This window comes from Luteimonas sp. KH_071 (assembly GCF_057838005.1).
In genome coordinates this window covers 3,218,695-3,231,934 of record NZ_CM174458.1, presented here as the reverse complement: position 1 = coordinate 3,231,934, position 13,240 = coordinate 3,218,695, and the positions used below count along the sequence as shown (strand labels likewise).

The 13,240-nt window shown below is 68.1% G+C and carries 8 protein-coding genes; 4 read left to right on the top strand and 4 right to left on the bottom strand.

Annotation, left to right across the window (positions count from 1 at the left end):
* Window positions 1-62 precede the first annotated feature (62 nt).
* Both AC3IRM_RS14925 and uvrD read left to right on the top strand, forming a co-directional pair.
* Complete coding sequence (locus tag AC3IRM_RS14925) at window positions 63-3,470, top strand: EAL domain-containing protein (RefSeq protein WP_489203870.1); 3,408 nt, start codon at window positions 63-65, stop codon at window positions 3,468-3,470.
* Window positions 3,471-3,512: 42 nt separating this feature from the next.
* Window positions 3,513-5,690: a DNA helicase II gene (gene uvrD / locus AC3IRM_RS14920; protein ID WP_489203869.1), complete on the top strand. Its 2,178-nt coding sequence runs from the start codon at window positions 3,513-3,515 to the stop codon at window positions 5,688-5,690.
* A 30-nt stretch (window positions 5,691-5,720) separates the two neighbouring features.
* Here uvrD and AC3IRM_RS14915 read toward each other — a convergent pair whose 3' ends face one another.
* Both AC3IRM_RS14915 and AC3IRM_RS14910 read right to left on the bottom strand, forming a co-directional pair.
* Complete coding sequence (locus AC3IRM_RS14915; RefSeq protein ID WP_489203868.1) at window positions 5,721-5,900, bottom strand: hypothetical protein; 180 nt, start codon at window positions 5,898-5,900, stop codon at window positions 5,721-5,723.
* A gap of 97 nt (window positions 5,901-5,997) precedes the next feature.
* Window positions 5,998-6,243, bottom strand: a complete 246-nt coding sequence (locus AC3IRM_RS14910) for a hypothetical protein (protein ID WP_489203867.1) — start codon at window positions 6,241-6,243, stop codon at window positions 5,998-6,000.
* 180 nt (window positions 6,244-6,423) lie between these two features.
* On the opposite strand from AC3IRM_RS14910, the gene AC3IRM_RS14905 reads away from it, so the two are divergent.
* Window positions 6,424-8,511: a S46 family peptidase gene (locus AC3IRM_RS14905; protein WP_489203866.1), complete on the top strand. Its 2,088-nt coding sequence runs from the start codon at window positions 6,424-6,426 to the stop codon at window positions 8,509-8,511.
* Between the two features lie 256 nt (window positions 8,512-8,767).
* Here the strand turns inward: AC3IRM_RS14905 and AC3IRM_RS14900 are convergent, their stop codons facing one another.
* Both AC3IRM_RS14900 and AC3IRM_RS14895 read right to left on the bottom strand, forming a co-directional pair.
* Window positions 8,768-9,817 (bottom strand): oxidoreductase, encoded by a 1,050-nt coding sequence (locus AC3IRM_RS14900; RefSeq protein ID WP_489203865.1) that lies wholly within the window; start codon window positions 9,815-9,817, stop codon window positions 8,768-8,770.
* A 4-nt stretch (window positions 9,818-9,821) separates the two neighbouring features.
* Window positions 9,822-10,118: a DUF2782 domain-containing protein gene (locus tag AC3IRM_RS14895; RefSeq protein ID WP_489203864.1), complete on the bottom strand. Its 297-nt coding sequence runs from the start codon at window positions 10,116-10,118 to the stop codon at window positions 9,822-9,824.
* 106 nt (window positions 10,119-10,224) lie between these two features.
* On the opposite strand from AC3IRM_RS14895, the gene polA reads away from it, so the two are divergent.
* Entirely contained in the window at window positions 10,225-12,966 is a 2,742-nt protein-coding gene (gene polA / locus AC3IRM_RS14890) for a DNA polymerase I (protein WP_489203863.1), read from the top strand.
* The last annotated feature ends 274 nt before the right edge of the window (window positions 12,967-13,240 follow it).

The following is a 13,240-nucleotide window of genomic DNA, read 5'->3' as shown; positions in this document are numbered from 1 at the left end:
GCGCTGCGGCTTCCATCTGTGGCAGCATCGAAGCAGGCGGTGACAGGGGACGTCGTGCTGCGATGCGCGATGAAGAGGTCAGCAGGGAGGATCGATCGTACGGCGCGCCTGCGCGTCGTCGTCGCAACCGTGCGCTGCTGATCGGCGGGCTGCTGGTGGCCAGCGTGTGCGCGGCGGCTTCGGTCGTGGCCTGGAACGACCTGCGCGTGCGCCAGGAGGCCGGCGAGCGTTATGTGCGCGACATGTCGGCGGGCCTCGCGCGCAATCTCGAACTGACCCTGGGCAACCTCGATCGGGCCTTCACCGGGATCAGCGCCGATCTGGACGCGATCCAGCAGCGCGGGCTGGACGCAACCGACGTGCGCGTTGACGCGGCGGTGCAGGGCGTGCTGTCGCGACATCCGGATCTGCAGGATCTCGCGCTGGTCGACGTACGGCCTGCTTTCGTGACGCCAGCCGGGTCGGACGGCATGTGGCTGCAGGTTGGCGATCCGCTCCCCGCCAGCGACGGCAAGGGCTGGGTGCTGCCGCTCGCACTGGCCGTGTCCGATGCGCCCGACGGATCGCCGCGCTGGTTGCTGGGCCACCTGCGGGCGGCCCCGCTGCATGCACTGCTGCGCGAACTCGACCTCGGTCGCAGCGGCACTGCCAGCTTCGTGCACCGAAACGGCCGGATCGTCACGCGCTCCGATCCGGACGACCAGTACGTCGGCACTGATGTGGGCCCATCGATGCTGTTCACGCACGGCGTCAATCTGGGCGACGCCGGCTTGTTCGAAGGACGCAGCGATCTCGACGGCACCCGACGCCTGATCGGTTTCCACGTACTGCAGCGTTACCCGCTGATCGCAACCGTGGGCGTGGGGCGTGACGATCTGCTCGCCGGCTGGTGGACCTTTGTCGTCGCGCTCGCGACGGGCGCTGGCCTGTTGTTGCTGGCATGGCTGTTCGGCTTGCGCATGCTGGTGATCGGCGCACGTCGGGAACACGCATTGAACGCCGACATCGCACGGTCGGCAGGTGCCATCACCGACCTCACCGCGCGCATGCGCGATGTCGAAGCGCAGTACCGGTATCTCTACGAACGCCACCCGCTGCCGGCGCTGGTCTACGACCGTGACACGCTGCAGATCCTGGCCGTCAACGACGCCGCCACCGCGGAGTACGGCTATCCGCGCGAGACATTTGTCGAACTTTCCGCTGATGCGCTCGTCGTCGACATGGATGGCGACGACATCCGCCAGGAGGTCGCCCGCGCGCCCCCGCCGCATATCGGCCGGCGCTTCCGCCACCGGCGTCGCGACGGCAGCACGTTCGCGGTCACGGTGTATTCCAGCAGTCTCGATTTCCTTGGCCGGCCCGCGCGTCTGGTGCTGGTGATGGACATCAGCGACCGGGAGCGGGTCGAGGCCGAACGCGAACGCACCGAGGCGCGCTTCCAGATGGTCGCGCGTGCCACCAGCGACGCGATCTGGGACTGGGACATCGCAACCGGCACGCTGTGGTGGAACGAGGGCTTCACGGCGCAGTACGGCTGGGACTGGCGCAGGCACGCGTCCACGATCGATCAGTGGTCGGCGCTGCTGCATCCCGACGACGAGGCGCGCGTTGCCGGGCATCTCGAGGCTGCGATCGAGAGCGGTGCGACGGAGTGGAACGCGCAGTACCGGCTCCGGTGCGCGAATGGTGCATACGCGTCGGTCGAGGACCGGGGTGCCATCCTGCGTGATGCGGACGGCCGCGCCGTGCGCGCGGTCGGCGGTGTGCTCGATGTCACGCGCCGACGTCGCGACGAAGCGGACCTGCGCCTGCTGCGTCGCGCGGTGGAAGCCACCGAGAATGGCATCATCATCACCGACGCGCGTGCAGGCGATCAGCCGATCGTGTACGTGAATCCGGCGTTCTCGCGCATCACCGGATACGCCGCCGAGGACAGCATCGGCCGCAACTGCCGCTTCCTGCAGGGCGATGATCGCGACCAGACGGCGTTAAAGGCGATCCGCGATGCGATCCACCTGGCGCGCGAAGTCCGTGTGCAATTGCGCAACTACCGGTGCGACGGCTCGCCGTTCTGGAACGAGCTGCGCATGGCGCCGGTGCGCGACCAGGACGGCGAACTCACCCATTTCGTCGGCATTCTCAACGACATCACCGAGCGCCGTCGCGCGGAAGAAGCGCTCGCGCACCGTGCGACCCACGATGAACTCACCGGCCTGCCCAACCGCGAACTGGTGATGGAACGCTTGGCGAACGCCGTGGCGCGCGCGGACGCGGACGAGAGCTGCGTCGGCCTGGTGTTCGTCGACCTCGATGATTTCAAGCTCATCAACGACAGCCTCGGCCACGCCACTGGCGATGAAGTGCTGCGCGCCATCGGTCGTCGCCTGCTTGCCGTGCTGCAGCCTGGCGACACCGTGGGCCGGTTCGGCGGGGACGAGTTCGTGCTGGTCATGAATGCTGCGGACCGGGACGCGATCGCACGGGCGATCGAGGGTGTGTTCGAAGCGCTGTCGCAGCCGATGGAGATCGGCGCGGCCTCGTTGCAGATCACCCCGAGCATCGGCTACTGCCGCCATCCCGGCGATGGTGACGATCCCGCGATGCTGCTGCGACATGCCGACCAGGCGATGTACCAGGCGAAGCAGCAGGGCCGCAATTGCGTCGTCGCGTATCGCGACGAGTTCGGCGCGCAGGCCAGCGAACGCCTCGCGCTGGTCTCGCAACTGCGCGATGCACTGCAGGCCGGCCAGTTCACGCTCGTATTCCAGCTGCAGTTCGACCAGCAGCGCTGCCCGGTCGGCATGGAAGCGCTGCTGCGGTGGCAGCACCCCGAACGCGGTCTGCTGACGCCGGATGCGTTCATCGCCGTGTGCGAGGACAGCGGGCTGATCGTGCCGATCGGCCGCTGGGTGCTGCGCGAAGCCGCACGCCATCACCAGATCCTCGCTGCGCACGGCTGGGGCCATCTGCGGCTCGCAGTCAACGTGTCGGCCGCGCAATTCCAGCAGGGACTGGTGGACGACGTGCTGTCGGTGATCGACGCCTTCCAGCTGCCGCCCGGGACCCTCGAGCTGGAGCTCACCGAAAGCGTGGTCATGACGAGCCCGGACACCGTCATCCGTGACATGGCGACGCTGCGCGATGCCGGCGTCTGCATCGCGATCGACGACTTCGGCACCGGTTACTCCAGTCTCGCCTACCTCAAGCGGCTGCCGTTGCACCGGGTGAAGCTGGACCGCTCCTTCGTGCAGGATCTCGGCCGCGATCCCGATGACGAGGCGATCTGCGACGCGATCATCCGCATGGCGCAGCGGCTTGGCCTGTGCACGACGGCCGAGGGCGTGGAAACCGACCTGCAATGGAACTGGCTGGCCGCGCACGGCTGCGAGGAACTGCAGGGCTATCTGTTCGCCCGCCCGGCGCCGTTCGACGATGTGCTGGCGCTGCTCGAACGCCCCGGCGGGGTCTGATCCGTCGCAGGGCCGGCGACGGCGACCGCGTAGAATGCGGCGATGGATGTGTCCCACCTTATCGACGGCCTCAACGCCGCCCAGCGTCAGGCCGTGTCCGCGCCCGATGCCCACTACCTCGTCCTCGCCGGCGCCGGCAGCGGCAAGACCCGCGTGCTCACCCACCGGATCGCGTGGCTGAACGAGGTCGTCGGCGTGCCCGCGCACGGCATCTTCGCCGTCACCTTCACCAACAAGGCCGCAGCCGAGATGCGCCACCGCGTCGATGCGCAGCTGCGCAGTGGCGCGCGCGGCATGTGGATCGGCACCTTCCACGGCCTGGCCCACCGGCTGCTGCGCCTGCATTGGCAGGACGCGAAGTTGCCCGAGAGTTTCCAGATCCTCGACAGCGACGACCAGCTGCGTCTGGTCAAGCGCGTGGTGCAGCAGCTCGAACTCGACGATGCGCGGTTCCCGCCGCGGCAGATCGCCTGGTGGATCAACGCGCAGAAGGACGAGGGCCGGCGCCCGCAGCATATCCAGGACGGCGCCGACGAATGGTCGGATGTCATGCGCAAGGCCTACGCGCTGTACCAGGAGCGCTGCGACCGCGCGGGTCTGGTGGATTTCGCGGAGATCCTGCTGCGCGCACACGAGTTGCTGCGTGACACGCCGGCGCTGCTCGCGCATTACCGGCAGCGCTTCGGCCATCTGCTGGTGGACGAATTCCAGGACACCAATGCGATCCAGTACGCCTTCGTACGCGTGCTGGCGGGTGAGACTGGCAAGGTCTTCGTGGTCGGCGACGACGACCAGGCGATCTATGGCTGGCGCGGCGCGCAGGTCGAGAACGTGCAGCGGTTCCTGCGCGACTACCCGGGCGCGGAGACGATCCGGCTCGAGCAGAACTACCGCTCGAGCGCGAACATCCTGGGCGCTGCCAATGCGGTGATCGCACACAACCCCGAGCGCCTCGGCAAGCAGCTGTGGACCGACAGCGGCGAAGGCGACCCGATCGATCTGTACTCGGCCTACAACGAGATCGACGAAGCGCGTTATGTCGTCGAGCGCGCGCTGCACTGGGTTCGCGATGGCGGCTCGCACGGTGACATCGCGATCCTCTACCGCAGCAACGCACAGTCGCGTGCGATGGAAGAACAACTCGTCGCCGAACAGGTGCCGTATCGCGTCTACGGCGGCGTGCGCTTCTTCGAACGTGCCGAGATCAAGGACACATTGGCGTACCTGCGTCTGGTCGCCAACCGCGACGACGATGCGGCGTTCGAACGCGCGGTCAACACGCCGCCGCGCGGCATCGGCGAGCGCACGCTCGATGAAGTGCGCCAGCAGGCGCGCATGCAGGGCATACCGCTGTGGGAATCCGCGTTGCGCTGCGCGCAGGGCAACGTGCTCGCCGGCCGCGCGCGCAATGCGCTGGCGGGCTTCGCGCAGCTGATCGACCAGCTGTCGGCCGAGCTGGCCGAGCTGTCATTGAAGGACAAGATCGACCACGTGCTGGCGCGCTCGAACCTGCGCGTGCATTACGCCAATGAGTCGAAGGGCAGCGCGGATTCGCGCGTCGAGAATCTCGACGAACTGGTGTCGGTGGCCTCGCGTTTCGTGCGCGGCGACGACGAGGAGAGCGCGCAGCTGACCGAGATGGTCGCCTTCCTCGCCTACGCCTCGCTGGAAGCCGGCGAAAGCCAGGCCCAGGCCGGCGAGGACGGCGTGCAGCTGATGACGCTCCACAGCGCCAAGGGGCTCGAGTTCCCGCTGGTCTTCCTGGTCGGTCTGGAAGAAGGCCTGTTCCCGAGCGCGCGCACCGCCGAGGAAAGCGGGCGCTTGGAGGAAGAGCGCCGGCTCGCCTACGTGGGCATCACCCGCGCGCGGCAGAAGCTGGTGCTGACCTACGCCGAAGCGCGGCGCCTGCACGGCCAGGACATGTTCGGCGTGCCGTCGCGCTTCCTGCGCGAAATTCCGCCGGCGCTGCTGCATGAGGTCCGGCCCAGAGCGCAGGCCACGCGCGCGTCGTTCCCGCAGCGCCAGCGCGACCTCGGCCACGCGAGTCTGTCGCCGTCAGTCGGCGTGCGCCTGGGGCAGAACGTGAGCCACGTGAAGTTCGGCACCGGCACCGTGACCGACATCGAGGGCGACGGCGCGCACGCGCGCGTGCAGGTCAATTTTGACGACGCGGGCAGCAAATGGCTGGTGCTGGCCTACGCGAACCTGCAGCCGGCCTGAGAAGGCCGGCATGACTCCACCGGCCGGCGATCAGGCCGACGGCGGGTCCGGGCGCCGCGTGCGCGAGACCGCCTTCACGATGCCCAGGCCCAGCAGGACGACGACACCCACTGCAATCCACTGCGGCGCGAGGCCGGCCAGGTGTGCGCCGTAGGCGAGGCCGCCGATCAATACGAACATGCCCACGAGATAGATAGAGAAGGAAGACATCGACCGCTCCTGACGTGAAAGACGGACGGATGCTAGCGATGCCGTCGTGAGGGCCATCCGCATTCAGCTGAACCGTCGGTATCGCCGATGCATGCGCTCAGTCGCGGAGTTCGAAGCCCGGGTTCTCGTCGAGTCCGCCGTCGCCATCGACCACGATCCAGCGGCTGCCGGTCTTGTCGAACAGCACCGGCACCGGGTCACGGAACAGCGGACGCCGGACGAAGCGGAGCGTCCAGCCGAACTGTTCCAGGGTGGTGATCGCGCTGGCCTGCGCGGGCGTGAGCCCGGCGCGGAGGGCGACGGCGTCCGGATGATCCGGCTTGCGGCGGTCGTTGGGATGCATCGGCTTCTCGAAGACTGGCGACAGCCTGTCCTGTGTCGCACGCAGATCAATCCTACGGGAATGCACTGTGTGGACCAAACAGCGGGCGCGACCATGACCTTCCGGCCACGCCGCCGGCGACGCGGCGGCGTACGCTGGGCGGCCTTCGGCCGTGACCCGGCCGCCTCGACTGGAGATCCCATGGCGTCCGCCGCTTTCACGCCCGTTCCCTCGCGTTCCCGGACACGCATCCGCCTCGCCGCGTCTGTCGGCGGCCTGCTCGCTGTTGTCGTCACGCCCGCCGCCTTCGCCGCCGAAGGCATGTGGACGCTCGACAACCTGCCCAAGGCCGCGCTGCAGTCGCAGTACCAGTTCTCGCCCGACCAGGCTTGGGTGGACCATGCGATGCAGTCCTCTGTACGCCTCGCCGGCGGCTGCTCGGGCTCGTTCGTCTCGCCCGACGGCCTGGTGCTGACCAACGCGCATTGCGTCGTCGGCTGCGTGCAGGGCCTGTCCTCGCCGCAGCGCGATCTGCAGAACGACGGTTTCGTGGCCGATGCCCGCGGCGAGGAGCTGCAGTGCCCGGCCGAGGAACTCAACGTGCTGCGGGAGATCACCGACGTCAGCACGCGCCTCGCCAGCGCCGCCGAAGGCAAGCAGGGCCAGGCCTACGTGGAGGCGCGCAACGCCGAGAAGAGCCGCATCGAATCGGAATGCGTCGGCGACGACGAAGCGAAGACGCGGTGCGACGTCGTCGAGCTCTACAACGGCGGCCAGCAGCACCTCTACCGCTACCACCGCTATTCCGATGTCCGTCTGGTGTTCACGCCCGAATACTCGGTCGGCTTCTTCGGCGGCGATCCCGACAATTTCAATTTCCCGCGCTACAACCTCGACGCCGCCTTGCTGCGCGCCTACGAGGACGGCAAGCCGGCGAACGTCGAACACCACTTCACGCTCAAGCCCGAAGGCGCGGAGGCCGGCGAGCTCGTCATGGTCACCGGACACCCCGGTCGCACCCAGCGCCAGCTCACGGTCGCCCAGCTGGAAACGGTCCGTGACGTCAGCCTGATCAACACGCTGCTGTGGCTGGCCGAGCGTCGCGCGATCCTCGGCCAGTACGGCCGCCTCAACGAGGAAGCCACGCGCCAGGCGCAATCGGATCTCACGTTCACCGACAACAGCTACAAGGTGGTGCGTGGGCAGCTGCAGGCGCTGCTCGATCCGCAGGTGTTCGCCGGCAAGCGTGCCGAGGAAGCGCGTCTGCGCGACGGCGTGGACGCGGCGCCGTGGAACGCCGTGGAAGCGGCCCAGGTCACGGCGCGCCAGCTCGCCGTTCCCTACATGCTGCTCGAGCAGGGACGCGGCTTCGACTCGCGCCTGTTCGGCATCGCCCGCACCCTGGTGCGCGGCGGCGCGGAACGCGCGAAGCCCAACGACGCGCGTCTGCCCGAGTTCCAGGACGCCGGCCAAGGGCGTCTGCGCCAGACGCTGCTGAGTTCGGCACCGGTGTATCCGGAGTTCGAGATCGCCAAGCTGACCTGGTCGCTGACCAAGTTCCGCGAACTGCTGGGCACCGACGATCCGCTGGTGAAGTCCGTCCTCGGCGCGCAGTCGCCGGCGCAGGTTGCCAAGGCCCTGGTCGAGGGCTCGACGCTCGCCGATGTCGCCGAGCGCGAGCGTCTGTGGAACGGTGGCGCCGCGGCGGTAGACGCGTCCGACGATCCCTTCATCCGTCTGGCCCGCGCGGTCGATGCATCGGCGCGCGCGGTCCGTCAGCGGCAGGAGTCGGAAGTGGCGTCGATCGAATCCCGGGCCGCCACGCAGATCGCCAAGGTGCGCTTCGACAAGCTCGGCACCACGGTCTATCCGGATGCGACGTTCACCCTGCGCCTGTCCTACGGCGATGTCGCCGGCTGGGAGGAGAACGGCACGGCGATCGAACCGTTCACGACGATGGGCGGCGTGTTCGCACGCAACACCGGTGCCGAACCGTATGCGTTGCCGAAGCGCTGGCTGGACGCGCAAGGCCGCATCGCACAGGACACGCGCTTCAACTTCGTCAGCACCAACGACATCATCGGCGGCAATTCCGGCAGCCCGGTGATCAACCGCGACGCGCAGGTGATCGGCCTCGCGTTCGACGGCAACATCCATTCGCTGGGCGGCAACTTCTGGTACGACCCGGCGCTCAACCGCACGGTGTCGGTGCACAGCGCGGCAATCATCGAATCGCTGAAGTCGGTCTACGGCGCCGATGCGCTGGTGGGCGAGCTGCTGCAGAAGTAAACGCGTTTCGTGGATGCGTCACACGAACGGCGCCCCGGATTCGGGGCGCCGTTTCTATGTGCCCCCCAATGACTTCTGTGGGGGCGCGCGCGATGTGGCGCTACCGACTGGACCCGATCTCGCGCAAGCGCGCGCCTACGCAGCTGGTCGTGCGTCGTTGATCAATCAACCGTGCCCCCGGATGCTGGACGAGCGCAGCCTGTGGGCGATGACGTGTCGCGCGCAACCAGCCTCGCGACGCTGCGCAGCCAGCCGCCTACGTACGGTGCGGCACCATCACGCTGCCACTCGCGGCGCTGTCGATCGCGGCCTGCATTACGCGCATCACATCCAGTGCCTCATCGATCGTGACGGGCAGCGGCGCGCCGTTGCGGATCGCATCGCGCACGCCGGCATAGAACGCGCGGTAATCGCCGGCAGGCGACGGTGAAGGCGCACCCCGCACCGTGCCGTCTGCCTCCACACGCAGCAGCTGGCCGGGCGCGGGATCCACGCCCCAAGCTGCCGCCCCCGGAATACCGCCCGCCCGCAACGCAGCCTCCTGCGGATCCAGGCCATGCTTGAACCAGCTGCCGCCCGTGCCGTGCACGGTGAACCGGAGACCCGCGCCGGGTACCAGCGCGCCCGCATGCAGGATTACGCGCAGCCGCGCGTAGCGCAGCACCACATGGAAGAAATCATCGACCTCGGCGCCGACGCGCTGGATCGCGATATCGGCCTGCACCGCATCCGGCAGCCCGAACAGTTGCAGGGCCTGGTCGACCAGATGCGGGCCCAGGTCCAGCCACAGCCCGGCGCCTGGGCCCGCGCGTTCACGCCAGCGGTCGGGCACGCTCGGACGGAACCGGTCGAAATGCGAATGGACCTCGGCGATCTCGCCGAGCGTGCCGGCCTCGATCAACGTACGAAGCGCCAGGAAATCCGCATCCCAGCGACGGTTGTGGAACACGCTGAGCAAGCGGCCGCCCGCATGGGCCGCCGCCGCGACGGCCTGGGCTTCGGCCAGATCGATCGCGAACGGCTTGTCGACCACGACGTGGCGCCCGGCCTGCAGCGCCGCGATGGCGAGCGGTGCATGCGTGTCATTGGGCGTGGCGATCACGACCAGATCGATCGCCGGGTCATCGAGCGCGGTCCGCGGATCGGCCAGCACGCGCACATCGGGCAGATCCGCATGGACCTTGCCCGCATCGCTCGACACCACCGTGTGCAGCGTCAGCCCCGGCGTCGCTTTGATCAGCGGCGCATGGAATGCGCGGCCGGCGAGACCGTAGCCGACCAGCGCGACCCGCAAGCCCTCATCCACGGACTTACCAGCTGAACAGCTTGAAGTAGGTCTGCGGCACGTTGTCGCGGTCGCCATCAATGCTGCCGTCGCCGTCGCGGTCGTAGAGGAAATACGCCGGACCGCGCGAGGGCACCACCTGCACCGCGCGCAGCTGGCCGGCGATGCGGTACTCGGTGATCTGGTCGCCGTTGGATTCGGTGCGGGTCACCTGCTCGGCATCGGCGGGGATGCCGTCCGGCATGCCGTTGCCGCCCGTGGTCGCGCAGGCGGACAGGCCCAGCAGGGCGGTGGCGAGCAGGGCGGTGCGGAACCTGTGCATGGTGTTCTCCGGCGCGGGCCAAGGAGTGCCAGTATGCGGTGGCGGGGATCGCGCCGGGGTGACGCGTCTCACGGGCCGCGCGAGGCGCGGCGGTAGAATCGCAGGCATGAAACGCCTCATCCTGATCGACGGGTCCTCGTACCTGTATCGCGCGTTCCACGCGCTGCCGCCGCTGACCAATGCCGACGGTGAACCCACCGGCGCACTGTTCGGCATCGTCAACATGCTGCGTGCGACGCTGAAGGAAGCGCCGGACTTCGCCGCGTTCGTCGTCGATGCGCCCGGCAGGACGTTCCGCGACGATCTCTACGACCAGTACAAGGCCAACCGGCCGCCGATGCCCGACGAACTGCGTGCGCAGGTCGAGCCGATGTGCACGATCGTCGAGGCGCTGGGCTTCCCGATCCTGCGCGTGGCGGGCGTCGAGGCCGACGACGTCATCGGCACGCTGGCGCTGCAGGCGGCCGACGCCGGTATCGAGGTGACGATCTCCACCGGCGACAAGGATTTCGCCCAGCTGGTGCGCCCGCGCGTGACCCTGGTCAACACGATGAGCGGCAGCCGCATGGACAGCGACGACGCCGTGCGCGACAAGTTCGGCGTGCGCGCCGACCAGATCGTCGACCTGCTCGCATTGATGGGCGACAGCGTCGACAACATTCCCGGCGTGCCCAAGTGCGGGCCCAAGACCGCGGCCAAGTGGCTGACCGAATACGAATCGCTCGATGGCGTGATCGCGAACGCCGGCAACATCAAGGGCAAGATCGGCGAGAACCTGCGCGAGGCGCTGCACCAGTTGCCGCTCAGCCGCGAACTCGCGACGATCAAGACCGATGTCGCGCTCGACGGTGGGCCGGAAACGCTGATCCTGCGGCCACGTGCGGTCGATGCCCTGCGCGTGCTGTACGCGCGTTACGGCTTCGGCCAGGCGCTGAAGGATCTCGACGCTGCCGCTGGCGGTGCGGACGCTGCACCGTCAGGTGCCGCCACGGTCACGACTCCTGCAGCGCCGTCGACGCTCGACCCCGCGCTGTCGGTGCCCGGCGAGTACGAGACGGTGACGACGCGCGAGCGCCTGGATGCCTGGGTGGCGCAGCTGCAGGCGGCGGAGGAATTCGCCTTCGACACCGAGACCGACGCACTGGATGCGATGCGCTCGGGCCTGGTTGGCCTGAGTTTCGCGATCGAGCCCGGCCGCGCCTGCTACATCCCGGTCGGCCACGACTATCCGGGCGCCCCCGCGCAGCTCGACCGCGCGCAGGTGCTCGATGCGCTGCGCGGCGTGCTGGAAGATCCTTCGAAGCGCAAGCTCGGCCAGCACGGCAAGTACGACATCCACGTGTTGCGCCGGCATGGTGTCGAGGTGCGCGGCTACGCCGACGACACGCTGCTGGAAAGCTTCGTGCTCGATGCCGGCATCGCCCGCCACGATCTGGACTCGCTGGCCAAACGCCATCTGGGCATGGACACGATCAAGTTCGAGGACGTGGCCGGCAAGGGCGCCAAGCAGATCTCGTTCTCGCAGGTCGCCATCGACGATGCAGCGAAGTACGCGGCGGAAGATGCGGACATCACCCTGCGGTTGCACCGGGTCATGAAGCCGCGGATCGAGGCCGATGCGGGGCTGCTGCGCGTGTACGCCGCCATCGAGATGCCGCTGGTGCCCGTGCTCGCGCGCATCGAGGCCAATGGCGTGCGCGTCGATGCCGACGAACTGCGCCGCCAGAGCGCGGACCTGTCCAAGCGCATGCTCGCCGCGCAGCAGAAAGCGACGGAACTCGCCGGCCGCACTTTCAATCTCGATTCGCCGAAACAGCTGCAGGCATTGCTGTTCGACGAATTGAAGTTGCCGGCGCTCGTCAAGACGCCCAAGGGCCAGCCGAGCACCAACGAGGAAGCGCTGGAGGCGATCGCCGACCAGCACGAGCTGCCGCAGGTGATCCTCGAATACCGTGGCCTCGCGAAGCTGCGCAGTACCTATACCGACAAGCTGCCGGAGATGATCAACGCCGACACCGGTCGCGTGCACACCAGCTACCACCAGGCGGGCGCGGCGACGGGACGGTTGTCATCGAGCGATCCGAACCTGCAGAACATTCCGATCCGCACCGACGACGGCCGCCGCATCCGCCGCGCCTTCGTCGCGCCGCCGGGCCGCAAGCTGATCGCCTGCGATTACTCGCAGATCGAGCTGCGGATCATGGCCCACCTGTCCGAGGATCCGGGCCTGGTGCGCGCTTTCGAATCCGGTGTCGACATCCATCGCGCGACCGCGGCCGAAGTCTTCGGCCGCCCGCTCGACGAGGTCACCGGCAACGAGCGCCGCGCGGCGAAGGCGATCAACTTCGGCCTGATGTACGGCATGAGCGCGTTCGGTCTGGCGCGTAACCTCGGCATCGGTCGCGGGGAGGCGCAGGACTACATTGCGCTGTACTTCTCGCGGTACCCGGGCGTACGCGACTTCATGGACCGCACGCGGCTGCAGGCGCGTGAGGCCGGCTACGTCGAAACCGTGTTCGGCCGGCGGCTGACGCTGGACTTCATCCAGAAGGGCAACCCCTCGCAGCGCGCCGGCGCCGAGCGCGCCGCGATCAATGCGCCGATGCAGGGCACCGCGGCCGACATCATCAAGCGGGCGATGATCACCATCGACGGCTGGATCGCGGATCACGCGGACCGGGCGAAGATGATCCTGCAGGTCCACGATGAACTGGTGTTCGAGGCGGACCTCGAGTTCGTCGACACGCTGCTGGCCGAGGTCGTGAGCCGGATGACCCGCGCCGGCGAACTGCGGGTACCGCTGGTCGTCGACAGCGGCGTCGGCGACAACTGGGACGAGGCGCACTGACACCCGTATTCCGCTGAAAATGTGCCGGTTCTGGCGGCGTCGGTGGTCACGCAGGGAGCGAGTAAATGCGGCCTGAATCCAACAGAAAATTAACCATAATCTTCACGATCCATCCATCCGCGGAATGGTCTTATGTCCCTCGACAGATGCAACGTCTGTCGCCAGATCGCTTCCTCCCCTGGAGTGATCGACCGGAACCACCAGGCGTCTCCCCGCGCCCGGTTCCCTGAGCCCCGTAGGCCCCCCCTGCCTGCGGGGCTTTTTTATGTCCGGG